Below are 24291 nucleotides of genomic sequence, written 5' to 3'. Positions count from 1 at the left end.
GCCGGCATGAAGGAGATTTCCGCAGGCGGCGTCGTATTCCGCAAACATGGGAATGCGCTGCAGGTGCAGATGATCCAAGACCGCTACGGTAAAATCACGCTGCCCAAAGGAAAAATGGAGCCCGGAGAAACCGTTGAGGAGACAGCGTTACGGGAGATCTTGGAGGAGACGGGTATCGTGGGGACCATAGTGGCTCCGCTCAAGCAAATCAGTTATCAGTATGCATTACCGGGCGTCGGTACAATTGACAAAGAGGTATATTATTTTTTGGTTGAAGCCACAGGTGGGCAGCTGCAAGCCCAGATCGAGGAGATCCGCGGTGTGGAATGGCTTGACCCGTTGGAGGCGTGGCATCAGCAAAAGCAGGCCGGATATGGCAATAACGACACGGTGCTGCTAACAGCACTACAATCTCTAGGGTACGAGGTGAATTGAATGAGTGAGACCAACAGTGGTATTTCAGTGGATCTGAAGCAAATCCCGTCTTATATTGACCACACGCTGCTCAAAGCGGACGCCACCGCACAAGCAATACAGAAACTGTGTGATGAGGCGATCCAGCACAAATTTTACAGTGTGTGTGTCAACGGAGTGTGGGTCACATTTTGCAAAGAAGCACTTGCCGGCACCCCAGTGCGCATCAGCGCCGTATGCGGTTTTCCGTTAGGCGCGACTGATATTAAGGTGAAAGCGTATGAGGCTGCCAGAGCGGCTGAAGCGGGCGCGAACGAAATCGATATGGTGCTTCAGATCGGACGCCTGCTAGAGGGTAACTATGCAGCTGTCCGTGAGGATATTAAAGCCGTCGTGGATGCGGTGGAAGACCAGGCGATCGTTAAGGTTATTTTTGAAACGGGCTTTCTGAATGAAGAACAGAAAATTGCCGCCTGCCGATTGTCGGAGGAAGCTGGAGCACACTACGTTAAAACCTCTACAGGCTTTGGACCGGGCGGTGCAAACGTGGAAGATATCCGTCTGATGCGGGCCAACGTGTCTGCTGACATCGGGGTAAAAGCGTCCGGTGGTGTGCGCGATCTCGAGACAGCGGTGCAAATGATCCAGGCGGGGGCTACCCGATTGGGAACCAGCTCCGGTGTCGCGCTTATGAACGGGCTCAAGGATAATGCGTCTTATTAAAAAGAAAGCTTAACCCTTCCTCGCAGATGCTGTGGGGAGGGTTATTTTTGTCACAACACAGGAGGCATCGCATGGCTGCAGTCTATTTGAACAAAAAGAGGAAAAAAAGGGTGGAGGCGGGACATCCCTGGATTTATAAATCGGAGCTTGAACGCACCGAGGGCGAGCTTGTGGCAGGCCAACTGGTGCCTGTGTATAACCACCTGGGGCAGTATCTTGCAACAGGTTACTGGAATCCTGCCTCTCAGATCACAGTGAGGGTAGTGGCCTATGAGCCAATCCAGGAAATGACACATGAGTTTTTCGTCGAACGATTTCGGCGCTGCTTGGAACACCGTGAACGTTTTTTGTCCGGCGCCCGTTCATACAGGCTCGTCTATGGAGAAGCAGACTTCCTGCCGGGATTGATTGTTGACCGTTTCGAGGATGTGCTTGTGGTGCAGCTGCTCACGTTCGGCATGGACCGGGTGCGTGATGCGATAGTTTCTGCACTGGCCGAAGTGATGGAGCCAAAAGGCATTTATGAGCGCAGTGATGTCGCGGTGCGCGAGCTGGAAGGCCTGGAGCAGCGCAAGGGAGTGCTTCACGGAGAATGCGCGCGGCACGTGGAAATTGTGGAGAACGGTTTGAGGCTGCAGATCGACATCACGGAAGGCCAAAAAACCGGATATTTCTTCGATCAGCGTGAAAACCGTGCGGCGATAGAGCCGTTGATGCTCGGGTGGGGTAAACGGAGCGGAATCGAGCTGCAAACCGTGGCCGAGTTGACAGAGCAAATCTCCGGCACTAGCGATTCGTCCACTGGAGCGGTGGTCGCGGTACCGGAGGGCCAGGAGCAAACGTACCGGGTGCCCGTCAACGCCAACGGAAAAATCGTCACATTCCCGTATTGGGACGGTGCGACCGTGCTGGAATGCTTTTCGCATACAGGCAGTTTCACATTGCACGCATGCAAATATGGTGCGAAGAAGGTGACGTGTCTCGATATCTCCGAGCATGCGATCGAAAGTGCACGCACCAATGTGAAGCTGAACGGCTTCGAGGATCGCGTGGAATTTGTCGTAGCCGATGCGTTTGAATATTTGCGCGAACAAGTGAAAGCATTGGATGTTCGGCAGGAGCGTTCGCAGGCGGATGTGAAAAAGATCGATACTTCCAAGCCCATACAGGCGAAAAGCCGGACATGGGATGTCGTCATTCTCGACCCGCCTGCATTCGCCAAAACCAGAAGCGCGGTGGAAGGCGCGTGCCGCGGCTATAAAGATATCAATCTGCATGGAATGAAGCTGGTCAACGAGGGCGGTTATCTTGTGACCGCGAGCTGCTCATACCATATGAAACCGGATGTGTTTTTGGAAACCATTCATGCGGCGGCAATGGATGCTAAAAAAACGCTGCGCCTGATTGAGTTCCGCGGAGCCGGCAAGGATCATCCCCGGATATTGGGTGTGGACGAAGGGCATTACTTGAAGTTTGCCGTCTTTGAAGTACGCAGCAAGTAAACAGCGCCATCGTGCCACAGTCGTGTGTCATATTTCTTGATTTAGCAGAGGTTGTTCCAAGATCTGAGGAGATCCTGTGGACGCCCTCTTTCGCTGTGTGGAGGCTCGATGGCCATGTGCGCCATGCCGGGAAAAATGGTGTTTTATCGTTCGCTGCCATAGCGAATTTCGCAGCCCTTGGCTGTTCGGGGCCGGGCAGGCTTCGCATTCAGGGTTGAAATGAGTGACGTTTGAATTTTATAATGTTATTGATAATGATTCTCACCGTTGTGGGAATATTATGGACAGAACAAAAACGCGACAGAAGGTGGGTGGCCGTTAATGCAACCGGAATTCAATGATATAAATGTGTGGGAGGCTATTCGCGGCAGACGCAGTGTGGGGAAAGTAAAGTCGGACCCAATCGGCCGGGAGCAGATAGAAAAGCTTCTGGAAGCGGCATCCTGGGCGCCAAGCCACCATGGCACCGAGCCTTGGCGGTTCTTTGTCATGACGGGTGCCGGGCGTCAAGTGCTGGCCGACGCTTACTCCGACATTGCGGCGGCCGGGGCGCAGGGCTTGCCCGCTGAAGAGGTGGAGACGCTGCGCAAGAAGCAGGAGAGCAAAGCGTTTCGCGCGCCCCTCGTGATCGCTGTGGCAGCATCTCCATCCAAGGCGGAGAAAGTAAAAGAGATTGAGGAATTAGCGGCAGCACATGCGGCGGTGCAAAATATGCTTCTGGCCGCCCATAGCATGGGCTTAGGGGCCATATGGCGCACAGGGGAGCCTGCTTATCATCCCCGTATGAAGCGGGCGTTTGGTCTAACTGAATCGGAACATCTGGTCGGCCTTGTTTACATCGGCTATCCCGTGGCGGAGCCTCACGCCGGCCGGCGGCAGCCCATTTCCGACAAAACCGTATGGTTGACAACATAATCATACGCACTGGTGCATGCGGAGCCTGCGTCCTCCTATTGGGGAGACATCGCAGGCTCTTTGTTATGCTGCTGCTGATGATGATACAAACATGATCCCGCCCCCGTCTTCCATATAGCTGCAGCTCAAAGGAGGACAAATCGGATGTGCAAACAAAACCAATGGATTTTACGGTGACGCGTAAAGGAACAAACATACGTTCCTCCAATGTGCTATAATAGTGTGACAACCATCTTTTTTAATCGGATTGTGGTTCGCTGGATCACAACGCGCGGGAGGAACTCAACTTGGCCATCAAATTTGTATTGGGAAGAGCCGGCAGCGGCAAAAGCGAATATTGTCTGCGGAACATCAAAGAGAAGCTGACCGAAGCCCCCATCGGACGGCCGCTCATTTTGCTGGTGCCTGAGCAGGCTACCTCTCTAGCCGAGCACGCCTTAGTGTCATCCCCGGAGCTTCGTGGCACGCTGCGTGCACAGGTGTTGAGCTTTCACAGGTTGGCATGGCGTATTATGCAGGAGGTAGGCGGCACCGCCCGTTTGCCGATCGATGCAACCGGGAAAGTGCTGCTGCTTTACAAGATATTACATAAGAACCGCGATCGGCTGAAAGTATTTCATACGTCTGCGGAACAAATCGGGTTTATCGAAAAAATCACCGAGTTGTTCACGGAATTTAAGCGCTACTGTATTACTGCCGACGGACTCACCGATTTTGCTGCCAACACGCTGTTCGAAGGGCCGACATCCACGTCATTGTCGGACAAGCTGCATGATCTTGAGCTGTTGTACGGTGCGTTCGAAACTGAGCTATCCAAAGCCTATTTAGACGGCGAGGATTATCTCACGCTATTGGCTGCGCAGTTGCCGGAATCGAATTATGTGCGCGGAGCGGAGTGCTGGATCGATGGGTTCCATGGGTTTACACCTCAAGAGCTTGCAGTCGTCGAAGTGCTGGCTGGCTCATGCAGCAATCTTACGATGACTCTCACTCTGAACAGAGAGTACCGGCCTGGGGACACACTGCATGAACTGGATTTGTTTCATCTGCCGGCACGGACAATGCTTCAGCTTCGGGCACGATTTGACGAGCTGCAGATACCGGTTGAGAAGACGATCATTTTGGCTTCGCAGCCTCCTGTGAGATTTCAAAACAGCCCGATGCTGGCTTATATGGAGGGAACATTCGAGCACCGGCTGAAAAAGCCGTATGGCGGGGGGGCAGCTGCGGCCAAGCCAGACGGCAATCCTTCGTCGGCGGAAACTGGCGTTCGGCTGTCAGCAGCAGTAAACCGAAGAGCCGAGGTGGAGGGGGCGGCACGTGATATTTTAAAGCTCGTCCGTGAAGGCGGCGTTCGGTACCGTGATATTGCAATCTCCGTGCGGAACACCGAGGGGTACGGAGACCTGTTGGCTGCCACATTAGCGGATTTCGGCATCCCTCACTTTTTCGACCGGAAAAGAAGTGTCATGCACCACCCGTTGGTCGAATTCGTCCGTTCTGCCTTGGATGTCATTCTTCATTATTGGAAGTATGACGCGGTGTTTCGCTGTGTGAAAACAGATTTCTTTCTGCCCGTGCACGATGGCGACAACCCTGACCGGCTGGATCGTCATGCTATGGACCGGCTTGAAAATTACGTGCTTGCATTTGGCATTCACGGAGCGCGTTGGTATGACGGTGAGCCGTGGACATATTCGCTGCGCTCGAGCCTGGAGCAGCCTGACAGCGAGATGAACAAGTCGGAAGAGGCGTTCTTACATAAAATCAATGCCTGCCGCAGGCGGGTGGTCGAGCCGCTGTTGGCCTTCCAAAACCGGATGAAGTGTGCAAAGCACGTGCAGGGACGGGTAGAAGCAATCTATCAACTGTTCACCGATCTTAACGTACCCGAGCGGCTCGAAGGCTTGAGCCAGCAAGCGATTCAAGCAGGAAATCCAGAAAAAGCGAGGGAGCACGCCCAGGTTTGGGACCGTCTTATGGATATGTTGGATCAGCTGGTCGACCTTATGGGGGAAGAAGATGTGTCATCCGAGACGTTTGCCGGGCTGATGGAAGCCGGGATGGAAAGCATCCGGCTCGGATTGGTGCCGCCTTCGCTGGATCAAGTGCTCATCGGCAGTATGGACCGCACACGGACCGGCAGCGTGAAGCATGTGTTTGTGCTGGGTGTGAACGAGGGCGTGATTCCTGCGAGATTGAAGGAGGACAGTGTTCTGTCGGAGCGGGAGAGGGACGTACTGACAGACCGTGGAATGCCTATGGCTGAAGGAAGCCGCAGGAGGCTGCTGGACGAGGTGTTCTTGGTTTACAACGCGTTCTGCACTCCTTCGGTGTGTCTTTGGTTGAGCTACCCTCTTGCGGATGAGGAGGGGAAGTCGCTGCTTCCATCCGAAGTAATACGGCACATGAAGCGCATGTTTCCTTTTGTCAAGGAACGGCTGCTGCTTTCTGAACCGACAGCGGCAATGAGTCTCAGCGAGCAATTGGATTATGTAGAGCATCCGGCCAAAACCATGTCGCTGTTGCTCGTACAGCTGAAGCAATGGCTCAAGGGTGAGCCCATCTCCGACGTCTGGTGGGCCGCGTACAATTGGTTTGTGCGTCAGCCGGGCTGGGGTAAAAGGCTGGAAGCATTGATGCGGTCGCTCAGATACACAAATGAGGCCGTACCGCTTAGTTTGGAGACAAGCCGCCGTCTGTATGGCGAGCATGTGCTGACGAGCGTCTCACGGATGGAGCGATTTGTGGCCTGCCCCTTTTCACAGTTTGTTTCCCACGGCCTGCGGCTCAAGGAGCGTCGTATTTACCGCTTGGAAGCGCCGGATATCGGACAGCTGTTTCACGCCGCTTTGAGCATGTTCGCAAGTGAGGTATCCGTCCAGCCAGGACAGTGGGCCCGTCTGACGGCTGAGGAGTGCCTGACCATTGCTGGCCAAGTGGTCGACCGGTTGGCGCCTCGGCTGCAGAGCGAAATATTGTTTAGCTCGAAGCGCCACCATTACATAGCGCGAAAGCTAAAGCAGGTTATCGGTCGGGCGGCTATGATACTGGGGGAGCATGCCCGGCGCGGTCAATTTGAACCTATTGGCCTGGAGATCGGGTTCGGCGCCGGACAGCCGATTCCCCCTCTGTCCTATTGGCTGGATAACGGAGTGCGGCTGGATGTGCGTGGCCGGATTGACCGGGTTGACCGCGCGGATACGGAGCAGGGGACGCTTTTACGCGTCATCGACTATAAATCCAGCGCCACGGCGCTGCATTTGGCGGAAGTGTTCTACGGCCTGTCGCTGCAGATGTTGACGTACTTGGATGTAATTCTGACTCACTCCAAAGCGTGGCTTGGCACGGAGGCACAGCCTGCGGGAGTTCTGTATTTCCATGTCCACAATCCGCTGCTGCAGCTGAAGAACCGCATTAGTGCCGAGCAGGCGGACGCGGAGCTGCGTAAAAAGTTTAAAATGCGCGGATTGGTTCGTGCCGATGCGGAGACCGCGCGCTTGATGGATGGCGCGCTTGGCGATGCCAGCGGGCATTCACAGTTCATTCCGGTCGCGATGAAGGCCGACGGAAGCTTTTATAAGAACTCATCGGTAGCCGATGACGGACAGTGGGATATACTGCGCGATTATGTACGGCGTACAATCAAAGGCATAGGTTCGTCCATGACCGGTGGTCATGTGGAGATCGAACCGTATCGCATGGGGACGGAAGCGGCTTGCACGTTTTGTGCGTACAAATCGGTATGTCAATTCGATACGCAATTCGAAGCCAATGAGTTTAAAGTGCTCAAGCCGATGGGCAAGGATCGTGCACTTGAACTGATCAAGGAACGAGTGGCATCGGATGAATTCGAGCCGGGCATGCCGCTGCGTTCGCCGAAGCGAGGCGGCTGGATCCGCCGGGCGGCGGCTATGGAGGTTGCAGCCGGGCGGGAGCCATCGCAGATCACAATGGACATGCAGATGAATAAGATGGCGGAAATGCAGGTTCTCCCGACGTCGAAAGAAGACGCCCTGCCGGAAGGCACGGCAGCAGACACGGCTTCTGGCATCACAGCGATAGAACGGGCGGACTCGACCGGCAACAACTCGCCAGACGGGGCGCCAAACGCGGTCCTGTCCGAGGATGAGGAGAAGCAGACGAACTTGGAGGCAGGGGGTACAAAGGATGATCAAGAAGATAGCTAAGCCGGAGGGAACCACATGGACTGATCATCAATGGGACGCTATTGCCATCAACGGCCATGATATGCTGGTGGCGGCCGCAGCCGGCTCGGGCAAAACGGCGGTGTTAGTCGAACGAATTATCCGGCGGATCTCCGATGAGCAGCAGCCGGTTGACGTTGACCGGCTGCTGGTCGCTACGTTCACGAATGCCGCTGCTGCAGAAATGCGGCACCGGATAAGCGAGGCATTGGAGAAAGCATTGGAGCGAAATCCTGACTCAGATCACCTTCGCAGACAGCTTGCACTCATCGGACGAGCTTCCATCACGACGCTGCACTCCTTCTGCCTGGAGGTCATCCAAACCCATTACCAGCGTATCGGCTTGGACCCCGGCTTTCGCATAGCCAATGAAACGGAGAGCGAGCTGATGCGCCAGGATCTGATTGAAGAGCTGTTCGAGGAACAATACGGCGAAGCGTCAGAGGATAGTGATTTTTGGCGCCTGGTAGAGTGGTTCGGCGGGGAGAAAAGCGACGACGCCCTGTATCGGCTGGTACAGCGGCTGTATGACGATTCGCGCAGCCATCCTCAGCCGGCGGCGTGGCTTAGGCAGACGGCAGCGATGTTCGACCGCCAGCCTCAAAGCGACAATCCGTGGCTGCCCAGCCTTGTGGCATCGGTGCAGCTGGAACTGCAAGCCATCGCTGCAGCATTGAAGGAAGCGGTGGCTATCGCTGAACTCCCGTCGGGACCGGAGCCGTATTTATACAATCTGCGCGAGGATCTGGCGGCTGTTGCTGACCTGCAAGAAGCAGCCCGACATTCGTGGGGGCGCCTGTATGACGCCTTCCGGGGCGTGTCCTTCGGTAAATTAAAAGCCTGCAAAGGCGACCAATATGATAAAGCGCTGCAGGAGCAAGTCAAGGAGTTGCGGAACAGCGCTAAAGACCAGCTTAACGCAGTGGCCGAGGAATTGTTTGCGCGCTCGCCTGAACAATACGATGAGGAATTGCGGGTGCTCGCCCCTCTGATGCAGTCCTTGGTCGAGCTGGTCATTGAATTCGGCAGACGATATCAAGAAGCGAAAAAATCTAAAGGTATCGTCGACTTCAGTGATCTGGAGCATTTCTGTTTGCAAATACTGTCGGAGCAGGACGAGCAGACTGGTGATATCAGGCGTTCACCGGTGGCGGTGCAATATCGGGAGCACTACGTTGAAGTACTGCTTGATGAGTATCAGGATACGAATCGGGTTCAGGAAGCGATCGTGGCGCTGATCGCCCGTGAGGCGCCCGGCAACCGGTTCATGGTAGGGGACGTGAAGCAAAGTATTTATAGGTTTCGATTGGCGGAGCCGGGTTTGTTTATGGAAAAGTACAGAAGCTACCTGAGCGAGGGTTCCATCCCGGGCCAGCGGATAGACCTGGCGCAAAATTTCCGCAGCCGGACGTCAGTAGTTGACGGCGTGAACTACATTTTCCATCAGCTGATGGGTGAAACCGTGGCCGAGATTGAATATGATGAGCGGGCGAAGCTCGCATACGGTGCTAAATGTTATCCGGCATGGGACGCTACCGCCAACGGCACGGACTCGGTTGAGCTGCTTCTCATAGACCGTACGGATGCGGACCCCGCCCGAGACGGCAAACAAGTCCTAGAGTACAGCGAGAGCGGCACCGACAGTGAAGACACTGGGCAGCCGGGAGGCAGCGATCCGGTGAATGAAGCAATAGAATTGGAGACGGCACAGCTGGAGGCGCGCATGATTGCTGCGCAAATCGGTAAGCTGCTCGGTCGGGACGGAGGGCCTGTCTTTCAGGTATACGATAAAACGTCGGGCGGACAGCGAGATATTACGTATCGTGACATGGTCATTCTTTTGCGTGCCACGCAGCAGTGGTCGCCGGTGCTGATTGAGGAACTGCGCGCGCAGGGCATTCCTGCTTACGCTGAGCTGAGCACGGGCTATTTCTCAGCGACCGAGGTGGAAGTGCTGCTGTCATTGCTGCAAATCATTGACAACCCGTTTCAGGATATTCCACTCGCCTCTGTACTGCGTTCTCCTATCGTGCAGCTCTCTACGGAGGAGCTGGCGCAAATCCGTATTGCCGGCGGTCACGGCACTTTCTATGACGCAGTGTGTGCGTACGCTCGTGCGGCTGAGACGGACGCCGCACACTTCGCCGAGGAATCGCGGTCCTCTCGCGCACAGGGGGCTGAGGCTGCATCCGAACCCTCGCGCCCCGACGGAACGCAGACGGTAGAAGATGTATCCGAAGAGTTGCGGTCCAGCGGAACGCAAGGTTTGGCAGCTTTCACGCAGGACGCCTGGCGGACTTCCCATCATGCTTCGGGCTTGCTTCTGCCTGCTTGGCTTGAGCGTACAGATGATTCCAAGGCGAGCGGCACAGCGTCTGACAGCGGCAATTCTGCGGATCTCATGCTAAGTAATAAGCTGCAGCGTTTTCTTCGGCAGCTGCACGCTTGGCGTCAAGAGGCTCAGCAGGGCGCGCTTGCCGATCTGATTTGGAACATCTACCGGGTTACGGGCTTTTACGATTTTGTGGGCGGGTTGCCCGGCGGCCAGCAGCGACAAGCGAATTTACGCGCGTTGTACGACCGCGCCCGCCAGTATGAAGCAACGTCTTTCAGGGGGCTGTTCCGCTTTCTCCGGTTTGTGGAGCGGATGAAGGATAGCGGAGGCGACCTCGGGACCGCCCGCGCGCTGGGTGAGCAGGAAGATGTGGTGCGCATCATGTCCATACACAAAAGCAAGGGTCTGGAATTTCCGGTTGTGTTCGCAGCCGGGCTAGCGAAGCGTTTTAACCAAAGGGATTTGACAGAAACATTTATGGTGCATAAGGATTTAGGCTTCGGTCCGAAATTTATAGACATGGAAGCGAGAATCAGTTATCCCACACTGCCGTGGCTGGTGATTAGAAGAAAGGCCCGGATGGAGATGCTGGCCGAGGAAATGCGTGTATTGTATGTGGCGCTAACACGAGCGAGAGAAAAACTGTATCTGCTTGCGACAGTCAAGGAAGTAGACAAGCTGCTGCACAGCTGGTCGCGTTATCTCGAGCATGAGGCTAGGCTGCTGCCAGACGAGGCGTTGGCAAAGGCCCGCAGTTATATCGACTGGATAGGTCCGGCCCTGCTGCGCCATCCCGATGCAGAAATGCTGAGGGAGCTGGCGGGCGCACCTCGACGGGTCCCGGATGTGCTCTCTGGAGAGAAGTCTCGCTGGGAAGTGAGGTTGGCACGGCCCGAAGTATTCGCAGGTATGGCGCAGGTGGCGGCAGCCAGCGAGATTGACACGGAGCAGCAAAATGCCGTATTCAGTCTCGCACCTGTGGACAATGGACGGTACTGGGAGACGCAAACGTGGAACAAGCTTTCTTGGCGTTACCCCGGCGCGCAGGCTTCCACCCTCCTTTCCAAAACATCGGTGACCGAGCTGAAGAGGTTATCGGAGCATCACAAGCTGCTTGAACAGCTATCTGACGCGCCTCACCCTACTGATGGGACAGGCAGTGAGTTTCGGCCAGCTATTGCCCGGCGTCCGCGTTTTATGGAACAGTCCAAGCTGAATGCCGCTGAACGCGGGACGGTGTTCCATTCCGTCATGCAGCATATGCAGATGAACCGCGCACCGTCTGCGGAAAACGTACGGGAGACTTTGGCGGATATGGTGCATCGCGAGCTTCTCACGCAGGCACAGAGCGAAGTCGTGGACCCGGATGTTATTGTCACCTTTTTCCAAACTGATCTGGGCCGGCGGCTGCTTCGTTCTCCACAGGTCTATCGGGAGATGCCCTTCAGCTATGGGCTGCCTGCACATGAAGTTTACAATGATACGGATCCAATGACCTCTGATGAAACCATTTTGCTGCAGGGCGTAATCGACTGTATTTTTGAGGAAGAACAGGGTATGGTGCTCCTGGATTATAAAACCGATCATCTGCGGGGTGGGGGCGCCGCAGCTCTCGCAGCGATTCGGGAGAAATACCGGCTGCAGCTTGATTTGTACGCTCGTGCGGTGGAGCACATCTGGAAGCGACCGATAGTAGGCAAATATTTGTTTTTGTTTGACGGTGCGCATGTGTTGGAGCTGTAAGTAGAGGAAAGAATTGCTAATGAAAGGAAGTGAATCTCATGCGTATATTACACACCGCTGATTGGCATTTCGGCCGCACGCTGGAAGGCAGAAGCCGATTGGCCGAGCAGGAGGCGTTTGTGGAAGAGCTCACGCATCTCGTCCGCGATCAGCAAATCGATTTGGTGCTCGTGGCAGGAGATGTGTACGATTCGGTCAATCCCCCTGCGGCGGCTGAGCAATTATTCTACGATGCACTGTCTCACTTGGCGGACAACGGATCTCGCCCAGTGGCGGTCATAGCGGGCAACCATGATCACCCGGACCGTCTAGCCGCCGCTGCACCATTGGCGCAGAAGCTGGGCGTCATGCTGAAGGGGCTGCCGGAAGATGATAGCGAGCTCATTCATATCGCACGGACAGGGGAACAAGCCCGTTTGTTCGCTCTGCCGTATCCGTCGGAATCACGGTTAAAAGAATTGCTATCCGATGATGCTCAGGAGGAAACGCTGCGCGCAGCGTACTCGGAGAAAGTCAAATATATTGTCAGTCAGCAGGCCCGGCATTTTGGCCCGGATACGGTGAACTTGATCATGAGTCACATTTACGTGCTCGGCGGCGCAGAAAGCGAGTCTGAGCGGCCAATCCAGGTGGGTGGCGCTTACACGGTAGATACTTCGGCGCTAGCTATGGGCGCGCAGTATGTGGCGCTGGGACATTTACACAGGCCGCAGAATATAAAGGCCGCGTCGCTTATGCGTTACAGCGGATCACCGCTGGCTTACAGCTTTTCCGAAGCGGGGCAGGCAAAGTCTGTGACGGTGATTGATGTTCAACCCGGTGCCGACGCCCAGCTGGAGGAGGTATTCTTGACCAGCGGCAGACCGCTGACCCGTTGGAAAGCAGCCGATGGGCTGTCTCGAGTACATCTATGGCTGGACGAGGGCAGGGATAAAAACGCCTGGATAGATTTGGAGATCCATATGACGGAATCGATGTCAATGGAGCAAATTCACACGCTTCGTAAGGCGCATGACGGCATAGTGAATATACGTCCGATCTACCCGGAAATGGAGGCTGCGGCAGCTGCGGAAGCATCCATGCGCAGCATGCCGATGGATGAGCTGTTCCGCCGTTATTACGCGCGTCAGACAGGAGGAGCGGAACCGGAGACGGAGCTCGTACAATTATTTATGGAGCTGCTGGAGCTGGAGACATCCCATGTCTGATCGGTGTGCACTCATCTGGCGCTCGGTGTTGAGTGGGATGCTTCGACGATACATAAGCTGAGCTGGTCAGGATGAAGGCATATAAGCGCTCGTTGGGAGTTTAACCAGGAGAGTTACAGTCGCGGGACACTCTGGGCTAACGGCTGGTGTCACCGTAATTGCGTGCCAGACAAAGCCGCAAGGTTTGGCACAATATGTGCCAGCGTTGGCACAACATTGTGATCGTCGGACGATGCAGCATGCGATGAACAAGAAAGGACTGATCGGATGAGACCGATGTACTTAAACATTGCCGGACTGCAGAGCTACCGCGCACCACAGGAAATTGATTTCACAGCATTATGCGACGCCGGCGTTTTCGGGATCTTTGGGCCGACCGGCAGCGGGAAATCTTCAATTTTGGATGCGATGACTTTGGCGCTCTTCGGTAAGGTGGAACGGGCTGCAAACGGCACGCAGGGCATCATGAACCATGCGGAGCAGACGTTATCCGTGTCTTTTACATTTGAGTTGGGGCAGGCGGAAGGTGCTGTGCGTTACCGTGTGGACCGTCAATTCAAACGTGGCGGAGAGGTGTCGGTGAATAACACGGTGAGCCGGCTCATCCGTTATCAGGACGGTGAAACCATTGTTCTCGCGGACAAGGCAGGTGAAGTCAACCAGAGGGTGCATGATATTCTGGGTTTGTCGATGCAGGACTTTACCCGAGCTGTAGTGCTGCCACAGGGCAAATTCGCTGAATTTCTGGCGTTAAAAGGAAGCGAGCGCCGACAGATGCTGCAGCGTCTGTTTCATTTGGAGCCATACGGCGATCAGTTGAGCGCCAAAACGGCAGCGCGCTTCAAGGCGACTGATGCTGCGATCAAGGAGCTGGCCGCAGAGCAGCAGGGCCTGGGCGATGCTTCGCAGCAGGCGCTCGACGCCGCCGCCGAGGCGCTGCGCGCCGCGGCTCGAGCTGCGCAGCAGCTGCGCGAGCAGCTCATCGCGCGTGAGGCCCGCGCAGCCGAGCTGCGCCGTGTGCGCGAGCTGCAGCAGGCTCTCGCTCGCGTGCAGCGCCACCTCGCGGAGCACGCCGCTCGCGCGCCGCACGTGCACGCGCTGAAGGCGCGGCTCACGCGGGCCGCGCACGCGGAGCGCGCGCACCCGTACGCGCGGCGCCGAGGGCTAGCCGCCGCGAGGCTCACGCGCGAGCGCGACGCCGCCGCAGGCGCCGCCGATGCGCGCTCGCAAGCGCAAGCCGCGCTCGAGCGGGCGAGCGCCGCGCACGCGGCCGCCCGCGATGCGCTGGCGGCGCAGGAGGCGCCGCTGCTGCTGCGGCTCGACAAGCTGCAGCAGGCGCTGGCGCTCGCGGACGAGCTGGCGCAGCAGCGGGAGCAGCTCGGCGAGCTGGCAGCGCGGGAGGCGCAGGCAGCGAGCGCGCTGCAGGCCGCGCGGGAGCGGCAGCTGCTCGAGCGTGGTCTGCGCGATAAGGCGCTGCAGCTGCAGGCGGAGCTGAAGGAGGAGCTGCAGCGGACGGAGGTACGCAGCGAGGCAAGGGAACGGCTGCACGAGGCGCTGCAGGAAAAGCGCGCAATCGAGCAGCTCCGCCGCCAGCTGGCGGAGCAGCAGACGGAACTGCAGCGGCTGCAGCAAGAACTGGATACGCTGAACTTCGACGTCGAAGCCGCGCGGCAGCAGGAACGGCAGTGGGCGGCTGGGCTGGGCGAGTGGCTGCAGGCGGCATCTGCCGTGCATCAGGCTGCGGTGCGCAGCGAAGGCATGCTGCAGCACATTTTACATATGGTGTCGCTGGCGATTGCTCAGAGAAAGCAGCATAGCAAGGACGCCGAACTTCATACGATGGCGGCGGAATTGGCTGCTCATCTGGTGAGCGGGGAGGCCTGTCTTGTGTGCGGCGCCACACAGCACCCGCAGCCGTTTGCAGTGCCAGAGGCGCCGGTGGGCGCAGTACCGGCAGCTGCAGACACTTCCCGGTTGGAGCGAATGCAGACGACGGCCGGTCAGAAGCTGCTCTCTGCTAGCCAGCTGCTTGTTACGCTGAGCGGCGCGGTACAGCAGTGCCAGCCATTACTGCCGCAGCTGCTGGCTAACGAACATTTGGCCGAGGTCGCGGCGGCACTGCAGGAATGGGAGCAGGTAACGGTCACAACCCACCAAGGCGTGAACGCGCACCTGCAGCCCGCGCGGCAAGCGGATGCTCCGGAGAGGCCGCTCCAGGAACTGCTCCCGGAGTCCGCGGCTGATTTGGCGGAGACGGAACAGCAGCTCGAGCAGATGCTTGCAGAAGCGGCACATGGTTTACAGCAAGCGCAGGCACAAATACAGCAGCTGCAGCAGCAGCTGCAGCTGCTTCTTCAGGAGCGAAGTGCCATCGAACGTCTGTCAGCGGAAAAACAAGCACAACGGCGAACATTAAGCACGTTGATCGAGACGGCCCAATCACGGGCGGCGCGCAGCGCCGAATCGTTGGCGGAACAAATTACAGACTGGAACGGCCGCTTCGACGGGCTTTCTTTTGATACGGTGGAAGCTGCGGTCGAGCAGGTCCGGTTGCAGGAGAAAAAGACAGAGGAGCTGCGACAGCGTCTCGAAAAGAGTGTCACCTATCTGGATGACAAGCAGAGCTTGATAGCGGGCTTGCAGGAGCAATCAAGCGCGTTGGACCGGACTTCCGTGCAGCTTGAAACGGAGCTCAAAAACCTGCAGCAGCAGGTGACGGAAAAAGCCGCGCGTTTGAATGAGTGGGCTGGCGACCAGTCTGTGCAAGAACAGCTGGGAGCGGCCAAACGCCGGCTCGACGGGCTCAAAATCACGGCTGATCAAGCGAAACAAGAGCTGGAAGCTGCGCAGATTACAATGCATGCAGCAGCCCAAGCGGATGCTGCGGCAGCCAGGGCGGTTGATGACGCGGCGGAGCAGGCGCAAACAGCCGAGTCGGAATGGTTGGAGCATGCTGCTTTGCTCGGCTTCGCAAAGCCCGAAGAGGTGCAAGCCGCCATTCTCGATGACGAACAGAAAGCCGCCGCTGTGGCGGAAGTTGAAGAGTACGGCAGGACAGAGCATCAGCTGCAATCCGAAGAGCGGCAGCTGACTGAGCACTTGGCCAGCCGGTCCGTCACTGAGGAAGAATGGACGGCGCTGGAAGCGGACCTTGCTGAATGCAAGCGGCAGGACGAAATCGCTCTGCAAACCCAGGCCAAGGCGGAGCGGGACTGGGAGTCGCTGCAAGCCAAGCATGCGCGGTGGAGCGAGCTCGAGTCCAAACGAACCGCTAAGCAGGCGGAGCTAACGCTGCTCAGCAAGCTGCAGTCGGTGCTCAGGGGGAATGCATTCGTGGAATTCCTTGCCGAGGAACAATTGAACCAGGTGAGCCGGGCAGCGTCGGAGCGGCTCGGACAGCTCACCCGGCAAAAATATGCTATCGAGGTCGACTCAACGGGTGGTTTTATTGTGCGGGACGATGCCAATGGTGGTGTTAAAAGGCCCGTGGCATCATTGTCCGGCGGGGAAACGTTTCTCACTTCACTTTCACTTGCGCTCGCCTTATCTGCGCAAATTCAGCTGAAGGGGCAGTATCCGCTTGAATTTTTCTTTTTGGACGAGGGATTCGGCACGTTGGATCAGGATCTGCTGGAGACCGTAATCGTGGCGTTGGAGAAGCTGCATTTGGACAAGCTCACCGTGGGCGTCATCAGCCATGTGCCGGAGCTGCGCGCGCGCCTTCCACGCAGATTGGTAGTGCAGCCGCCTGAGCCTGGCGGTCGCGGCAGCACACTTTCGCTCGAAACATTGTGATTGCACAACGCAGGCCTCTGGCAGCCCGTGTGAGCTGCAGCGCTCGCCTGTTCCACTCCGTAAGCCGCGAGGCACGCCTGTTCAAGCCCGTAAGCTGCGAGGCACGCCTTTTCGCAGCGCGTGAAACCTGCAACGCACACCACTGTCCAGCACACGTTGCATTGCGCGCGATCTGATTCAACCATACATCCATTTGCCTGCTGCGATGTCACGGGCGTGCTGCATGGAGGTGGTCGGAATCGGCTGCCTGGCACCTACTTCGCTGCCTAAGGTTCAGTAATAATCCGTGCCTGCTGTGTATAGACATGGACGGGGCGGGTAATATGTCCCAGATGGCAAACGGTTTGGCCGGCCAATCGCGGCACTGTGAGGCGGGAACTCTCGCAGGCTAGCGTTGGCATACTGTCGGAAACTAGAAATACATAAGGGGGTGCACGGACCATGACCATGTTTCAGCAGCTTCGAGCCAGGTGCATCAAAGGTCTGATGGCACTAGCTGTTGCGGCAGGCGTGCTGACCGGGGCTCCCGCGGCTCTGGCGGACCCGATATGGGATCGCTGGAAAGCGGCGGATGCCGCTGTCAAACGGGGAAATCCGGGACAGGCTGTGCCGCACTGGCAGTTTCTCGTGCAGCATTACACGTCAGCTGGAGACTGGCAAAATGCCGCGCTGTTCTGCGGCAGGCTCAATCAGTATTTTGACGGAATCAAGGATTACGAGAATGCCATCAAGTACTATGAGCTGGAAAACGAATATTGGCTAAAAGCAGGCAAGGACTGGGGAGCTGTCGATCTGCAGCGGGCTGAACAAATCCGGACCATTGTAGATGTTTATATGTTTACTGCGGATCAGGCCATGCTGCAGAGGCAGGCGGCGCCGCCTGACGGCAAGCTGGCTAAGTTGGAACCTGAATACGGAATGTACATCGGTATGTATTCCGAGCAGGACCCTGCCATGGGAAACAACTTTACCAAATCAGCTTCTTTATACGGCAAAAACCACGCGATATACCTCGCCTATTCGCCCTACGGTCATCCTTTTCCCAAGCAATATGCGGTCAGAGCGAAACAGGCGGGCGCAGCTTTGCAGATCGGCTGGGAGCCCGGTGAAGGTCTGGATGCCGTGCAGGATGACGCTCACTTGAGAGAATGGGCACGCGCGGCCAAGGCGTCGGGTATTCCAATTTTCCTGCGGTATGCGAGCGAGATGAACGGAAATTGGGTCAAATGGCACGGGGATCCTCAGAAATATATTGAAAAGTTCCGTCTGGTCCATAGAGTGATGGCTGAGGAAGCACCGAATGTGGCGATGGTCTGGAGCCCCGGGGACGTCCCAGCGTATTCCATGGATGCGTATTATCCCGGTGACGACTATGTAGATTGGGTTGGGGTGAGCATGTATACGGAGCCCTATGAGAACGGCGATCCCGCGCAGGGCAGCATGCAGGCGACAAGCCCGATAGAACGGCTGGATTATTTGTACAAAACATATTCCGCCCGCAAACCTCTCATGATCAGTGAGACCGCCGTGTCGCACTATGCCCACATTCCTAATGAATCTTTCACGGCTTACGGCTTGCTGAACCTGCATCGGCTGTATGAGATTATGCCGGTGAAATATCCTCGGCTGAAAGCTATCACTTACTTTAATGTGGACTTAAAAGACCGCGAGTCGAGGAACAATTATTCGCTTGCAGCCAATCCATCCATGAAAAGTCTTTATACCAATATGATCGCTCGGCCTTATTACTTGACAAAGGTGGAGCAGGGAGCAAAGCCTGCTGACGGAATCGGCCATGTTCCGCTCTCTATGGGCACGAGCAATACATTCGCATCTCAGACAAAAATAACGCCTTGGGTGAAAATACCGGATATCTACATTGGGAAAATCAACTACTTCATCAACGGCGAGCTGATTGAGTCGCAGACGAATCCTCCATTCGGATTTGTGCTGGAGGCGGGCGAGGTGCCTGAGGGTTCTACATTGACACTGGACGTGTATAACAGGGCCGGTGACAAGGTGGCGTCTAAAAGTTATCCGTTGTCGTCACAGGTCAGCGTGATTATGGATGGACAGCGGCAGCACTATGAACAGCCGCCTGTTATCCGCAACGGCAGTACGCTGGCGCCGCTTCGAGCGATTTTCGAATCGATGGGGGCAGAAGTGACATGGGATGCTGCGACCCAAACGGCCACAGGCCGCAAGGGTGACACCACCGTGTCCGTGAGCATAGGCAAACGCACAGCGATGAAGAACGGCGAACCTGTTGCGCTGGACGTTCCTGCACAGCTGATCAACGGTTTCACGTTGGCGCCAGTCCGTTTCATCGGTGAGGCATTTGACGGTAACCTGAAATGGCATGCGGCATCCAGAACGGTACAGATCGCAACGTCCGGGCGAAGCACCGTAGGCTCCGCTGCGCTGCCGCCAGCACAACACTCGACTGCTGCCGATCCGTCCGCTCCGACCGAAGAGCGAGGCTTCCTGATGCAGCAGCTTGATGAAGCTCTTAATGACGCCCAAGAGCCCGATTCCCCGGAATCGGGCGGGCTTATCGAATGGAAAACAGTGTATGCTATCACACATAGAAGCTTTCAGGCTGTGGCCTCTTTCATTTTCTCCCTAGTTTCCAACGCAGCTTAATTTCATGTCTTCCAATATTGCTTTAGCCACCTGACGGGCGCTGGAAAAAGCGCGCTCCGCCAATTCTCCTTTACCCACGCAGCCGTCACCGCAAAAATAAAACGGCACGTGGTCGATCCGGGTTGGCAGCAGCCGGTTGGTGGCGATGTTTTTTACGCTTGCAACCATTGCTTTTTTGGACACGCGCTTCACCGCCGTCTCTTCCCGCCAACCTGGATAATAGTGGTCGAACAGCGCTTCCATTTGCTTCGTTTTACTGTCCAGATACGCTTTGCGTTCTTCCTCGTCCGCGAAGCCGTCACTTAAGTAGGCGATACCTTGCAGCAGCTGTCCGCCCTCGGGAACCAGCGTGTGATCCGTAGCTGAAACATCGCTGATGAACAATTTGTTATCCATATCGCTAATATAGCTGAAAGGGCGTGCTACGACACGTTTTAAGCCGATGTCATATACCATAACCTCTGTGGCGGTGTTGCTCTCATATGGTACCATGAATGGCTCCCAGGGCGATCCCTTTAACAGCTTCCCAATCTGCTGCACGGGCATTGCAAACACCACACGATCAAAACGAAGCTCACGGTGTTTCGTCTTTAGGACAAACTGCCGCTCCGCATAATTGACAGATTCCACCGCTTCCTGCAGTGCGAGCTCCCAACGGCCCGATAGGTCGATCTTTTCGCGCAGCTGGTTGGTAATAACAGCCCAACTGCCGAGAATGTAATTAACCGGACGGTTGGACAAAAACAGGTTATGATAATATTCGCTGATGACCGGACCGGGCACTTTGCGCGCTTCCTCCGGCGTGATAAAAAAATTCGAACAAACCAAATGCTCCCACAGCTCTTTCACGTCTTCATCGGCGTTGGACTGCGCCAAATATTCACCCAGTGTGCTGTAATTTTTAATGTTGTGGATGTGAGCGATGATAGCGGTGATTTCCCCTACGAAACGCACTTTTTGCCGCGGATTTAGCAGCTCGGTCCGCATCAGATTGACGAAATCCAGTGGCGCGGGCGTCAATTGATCGTGCTTCGCATACATCACCTGGCGCTTATCCACCTGCTTCGAATGAAATGTTAATCCCAGTTCTCGTTCCATGACGGTTATTTCGTGCCGGTCGATCCCATACACTGCATGTGCGCCGTAGTTTAGGGTGAACCCAGCTTTTTCGTAAGTGAATGCGCGACCCCCCAACTGTGGACTTCGTTCGAACAGCACCCCTTCGACCGTAGGGTCTTTCGATAAATACGCAGCCGCCGTCAATCCGGCCAGACCGCCTCCGATAATGGCTACTTTCATTTTTGCTCCTCCTTCGTGCTGTCAGCAACCGCGCTGAATCCGTAACATTTGTTGTGTAAAGAAGGGAAAACAGTGGATAGAAAACGTTAACATAGCTAATTATAACTTGAATCAGAGCATTGGTCTATCTGTTGGCGGATCAATTTCCACGGCAAAAAACAATGTGCTGGCAGGCGGGGCGAGACGACTGGATTTTTATATCCGATTTCGATATGATATACATATCGTTTTCAAAATATGGTTGATAAGGGGGGAGCCACACTTGGATTGTATTTTTTGCAAAATCGTGGAGGGTACCGTCCCTGCGAAGAAGGTATACGAAAACGAGCATGTGCTGGCTTTTCGAGATATCGAGCCGATCGCGCCCGTACATATTCTGATCATTCCCAAAAAACACATTGAAAGCATGAATGCGGTAGACGGAGACGATTGGGGGTTGATTGCGGAAATCCATCGCGCCGCTCAGCACATCGCCAAACAAGAAGGCGTGGCAGAGAGCGGTTATAGGCTGGTGAATAACTGCGGCAGAGACGCGGGTCAGGCGGTTTATCACATACATTATCATCTTCTGGCCGGTGAGAAATTGGGTTGGGCGAAAACGAATTAAAATACGGTCGTTTCTAGGTTGACACCTACTTTGCTTTTGCAATATAATGGAGTTTGATGAATTGCTTTTTTTCGTCTTGGACGGTCTGTTCGGAGGGAGGGAAAACTGGTGTCAGAAACTCGAGTTCGCAAAAATGAAACTATAGATGCTGCCCTTCGTCGCTTTAAGCGCTCCATCGCGAAAGATGGTGTGCTAGCGGAGGTTAAGAAACGCAAGCATTATGAGAAGCCTAGCGTAAAGCGCAAGAAGAAGTCAGAGGCTGCTCGTAAGAGAAAGTTCTAGGAGGCTTAATCGATGAGCTTAGGCGAGAGATTAAACGAAGATATGAAACTTGCGATGAAGAGTCAAGACAAGTTTAAACTCTCCGTAATCCGTATGGTTCGTGCTGCTATTAAGAATATTGAAATAGACCAGCGTAAAACCTTAGATGACCAAGAAGTACTTGACATTCTTAGTCGCGAGATCAAACAGCGCAAAGATTCCCTCCAAGAATTTGAAAAGGCCGGTCGCGAAGATCTGGCCGAAACCGTAAAGGCAGAAATTGAGATTCTGATGGAGTACTTGCCGCAGCAGTTATCTGAGGAAGAAGTAAAAGCCATTGTACAGCAGACCATCCAAGAAGTGGGTGCTTCTTCAAAAGCGGATATGGGAAAAGTCATGGGTGCTTTAATGCCTAAGGTAAAAGGACGGGCGGATGGCAGAATTGTCAATCAAACCGTTCAACAATTATTAGTGTAACTAACTCGAAGGGCATTCCTCCATAGGGGGGAGTGCTCTTCTTTTTTTGTCAAAATCTCATGAAATTTGCTGAAAAATGGAGTTTTTTTGCAAGTGTGAATCGAATCGGCTATCCTTAACGTAATAATGTAAGAAGACTGGAAAAACAGCGCTAAGAGAGGGGGAATGCCTGATGGGCGATGCAAAGCGCTTTTCGCTGCTGCTTTTCATGACCGTTCTTTGTCTATTCGCCCTTCTGCTTCCGTTCACAGCCGACCTGGCCAATGATTATGGGGAAGTTGCGGCCAAGGACACAAGTGATGTCATCCGCTTCATCGGCGGGGAAAATCATCCGGTACTGCACATTGCACCGACACCGGCGGAAGCTTTTGCAAGATTTATCACTCAGCACTGGGTGGCCACGCTGCTTTTGTTTATCGGGATTGCCGGCGTTACCATTGAACTGCTAATGCCAGGCTTCGGTGTGCCCGGTATTTTAGGATTATTAGGCTTCGGCCTATACTTTTTCGGCAATTATATCGCTGGCTTCGCAGGGGTGGAAGAGATCGTACTTTTTGTGATAGGCGTTGTACTGCTGTTTATTGAAATTTTTGTTCCGAGCTTCGGCATTTTAGGTGTGTTGGGCATCGCCAGCCTGTTGAGCGGTGTTGTTTTGGCTGCAAACGATACCAAGGAAGCCGCATTGAACCTAGCGGTGGCGTCCGGGTTGGCCGCGGTGGTGGTTGCGATTGCGATCAAGTATTTTCACCGCCACGGAGTCTGGAATCGATTCATTCTGCGTGAGAAACTGAGCACAGAGCAGGGATTCATCTCATCCACCTCGCGCACTGATCTTCTGGGCAAATCGGGATTGTCTATCACGCCTCTACGTCCGGCAGGCACCATCGTTATAGGGGATGAACGGGTGGATGTCGTCACATCCGGCGAATTCATTCCGGTCAACAAACAGGTTGTGGTCGTCCAGGTGGAAGGCTCGCGCATCGTTGTGCGAGAAGCACACGAGCTGCTCCACTAATCTGCCTTGGCGGCAAGCCGCTGCCTTGCTTGCAGCACATGTGGAAGCAATGCCCCGCTTAATGTGGCGATCATTTAGAACATCGCACGGGCTCACGCCCGGCAAAACTCTATGGGGAGGATGGTTTCAAGCATGGATTCGTCTATTGTTTATATGTTATTAATGGCTGCTGTTATCATTATCGCTATTTCGGTCTTTTTAAGCTTTGTTCCTATTATGCTCTGGATTTCCGCTCTCGCTTCGGGGGTGCGTATCGGAATTATCACACTTGTCGCGATGAGATTGCGGCGCGTTATTCCAAGCCGTATTGTCAATCCGATGATTAAGGCTACCAAAGCAGGGATTGATATTTCTATCAATCAGCTGGAAAGCCATTTTCTGGCCGGCGGTAATGTGGATCGTGTGGTCAACGCGTTAATCGCCGCCCATCGGGCAAATATTCCGCTGCCGTTCGAGCGTGCCGCAGCTATCGATCTCGCCGGACGCGATGTGCTGCAAGCTGTTCAGATGAGCGTAAATCCGCGGGTAATTGAAACACCTATTGTCTCGGCTGTGGCGAAAAACGGTATCGAAGTAAAGGTTGTGGCGCGTGTGACCGTGCGTGCCAACATCGAACGTTTGGTCGGCGGCGCCGGCGAAGAAACAATTATTGCGCGGGTAGGAGAAGGGATCGTTACGACGGTAGGTTCGGCCGATGCACACAAAGACGTTCTGGAGAATCCGGATAAAATCTCACGCACCGTGTTAGACAAAGGCTTGGATGCGGGCACCGCGTTTGAAATCTTATCCATCGATATCGCAGACGTAGACGTCGGCAAAAACATCGGAGCACACTTGCAAACGGAGCAGGCGGAAGCGGATAAGCGGATCGCGCAAGCGAAAGCTGAAGAGCGCCGAGCGATGGCTGTTGCACAGGAACAGGAGATGAAGGCGCGCGTGGTGGAGATGAAGGCTAAAGTGGTTGAATCCGAATCACAAGTTCCTCTGGCAATGGCTGAAGCGCTGCGTGGCGGTCAATTGGGTGTAATGGATTATATGAATATGAAAAACATCGACGCTGACACTCAGATGCGCTCCACGCTGGGCAAGATGAACGATAACGGCAACAGTAGCGATCAGACTTAACGCTTCCACTCGTACCTGTGA

15 protein-coding genes are annotated in these 24291 nt (G+C 55.1%); 14 read left to right on the top strand and 1 reads right to left on the bottom strand.

The window, feature by feature from the left end; translation table 11 throughout:
- Positions 1-6: 6 nt before the first annotated feature.
- The 9 genes from CBW46_RS02820 (at position 7) to CBW46_RS02780 (ending at position 19486) form a co-directional block, all read left to right on the top strand.
- Entirely contained in the window at positions 7-435 is a 429-nt protein-coding gene (locus tag CBW46_RS02820) for an NUDIX hydrolase (protein ID WP_089198484.1), read from the top strand.
- Positions 436-1137, top strand: coding sequence for a deoxyribose-phosphate aldolase (deoC, locus tag CBW46_RS02815; protein WP_089198483.1), 702 nt, complete (start codon positions 436-438; stop codon positions 1135-1137).
- 71 nt (positions 1138-1208) lie between these two features.
- Positions 1209-2639, top strand: a complete 1431-nt coding sequence (locus tag CBW46_RS02810) for a class I SAM-dependent rRNA methyltransferase (protein ID WP_089198482.1) — start codon at positions 1209-1211, stop codon at positions 2637-2639.
- A 321-nt stretch (positions 2640-2960) separates the two neighbouring features.
- A complete protein-coding gene (locus tag CBW46_RS02805) occupies positions 2961-3554 on the top strand; it encodes a nitroreductase family protein (RefSeq protein ID WP_089198481.1) in 594 nt (197 codons plus the stop codon).
- Positions 3555-3841: 287 nt separating this feature from the next.
- Positions 3842-7744 carry a helicase-exonuclease AddAB subunit AddB gene (gene addB, locus CBW46_RS02800; protein ID WP_089198480.1) on the top strand — a complete coding sequence of 1301 codons (3903 nt, stop codon included), beginning with the start codon at positions 3842-3844 and terminating at the stop codon, positions 7742-7744.
- Positions 7725-11840 (top strand): helicase-exonuclease AddAB subunit AddA, encoded by a 4116-nt coding sequence (addA, locus tag CBW46_RS02795; RefSeq protein WP_089198479.1) that lies wholly within the window; start codon positions 7725-7727, stop codon positions 11838-11840. Before addB ends, addA begins: the two co-directional genes overlap by 20 nt.
- A gap of 38 nt (positions 11841-11878) precedes the next feature.
- Entirely contained in the window at positions 11879-13048 is a 1170-nt protein-coding gene (locus CBW46_RS02790; RefSeq protein WP_089198478.1) for a metallophosphoesterase family protein, read from the top strand.
- 276 nt (positions 13049-13324) lie between these two features.
- Positions 13325-16843 carry an AAA family ATPase gene (locus tag CBW46_RS02785; protein WP_165842177.1) on the top strand — a complete coding sequence of 1173 codons (3519 nt, stop codon included), beginning with the start codon at positions 13325-13327 and terminating at the stop codon, positions 16841-16843.
- Between the two features lie 441 nt (positions 16844-17284).
- On the top strand, positions 17285-19486 hold the full coding sequence (locus CBW46_RS02780; RefSeq protein ID WP_089198476.1) for a stalk domain-containing protein: 2202 nt from the start codon (positions 17285-17287) through the stop codon (positions 19484-19486).
- Here the strand turns inward: CBW46_RS02780 and CBW46_RS02775 are convergent.
- Positions 19466-20785: an FAD-dependent oxidoreductase gene (locus CBW46_RS02775; RefSeq protein WP_089198475.1), complete on the bottom strand. Its 1320-nt coding sequence runs from the start codon at positions 20783-20785 to the stop codon at positions 19466-19468. The two genes, CBW46_RS02780 and CBW46_RS02775, sit on opposite strands and share 21 nt — an antisense overlap.
- A gap of 262 nt (positions 20786-21047) precedes the next feature.
- On the opposite strand from CBW46_RS02775, the gene CBW46_RS02770 reads away from it, so the two are divergent.
- The 5 genes from CBW46_RS02770 to floA all read left to right on the top strand — a co-directional run bounded on the left by CBW46_RS02770 (position 21048) and on the right by floA (position 24270).
- Positions 21048-21392: a histidine triad nucleotide-binding protein gene (locus tag CBW46_RS02770; RefSeq protein WP_089198474.1), complete on the top strand. Its 345-nt coding sequence runs from the start codon at positions 21048-21050 to the stop codon at positions 21390-21392.
- A gap of 108 nt (positions 21393-21500) precedes the next feature.
- Positions 21501-21674: a 30S ribosomal protein S21 gene (rpsU, locus tag CBW46_RS02765; RefSeq protein ID WP_010491812.1), complete on the top strand. Its 174-nt coding sequence runs from the start codon at positions 21501-21503 to the stop codon at positions 21672-21674.
- A 12-nt stretch (positions 21675-21686) separates the two neighbouring features.
- Positions 21687-22130 (top strand): GatB/YqeY domain-containing protein, encoded by a 444-nt coding sequence (locus CBW46_RS02760; RefSeq protein ID WP_089198473.1) that lies wholly within the window; start codon positions 21687-21689, stop codon positions 22128-22130.
- 172 nt (positions 22131-22302) lie between these two features.
- Complete coding sequence (locus CBW46_RS02755; protein WP_089198472.1) at positions 22303-23145, top strand: NfeD family protein; 843 nt, start codon at positions 22303-22305, stop codon at positions 23143-23145.
- Between the two features lie 132 nt (positions 23146-23277).
- Positions 23278-24270: a flotillin-like protein FloA gene (gene floA / locus CBW46_RS02750; RefSeq protein ID WP_089198471.1), complete on the top strand. Its 993-nt coding sequence runs from the start codon at positions 23278-23280 to the stop codon at positions 24268-24270.
- Positions 24271-24291: the final 21 nt, after the last annotated feature.

This window comes from Paenibacillus xerothermodurans, from assembly GCF_002220865.2.
GTDB classification, from domain to species: Bacteria; Bacillota; Bacilli; order Paenibacillales; family NBRC-103111; genus Paenibacillus_S; species Paenibacillus_S xerothermodurans.
This window is presented reverse-complemented; position numbering and strand designations above follow the sequence as displayed.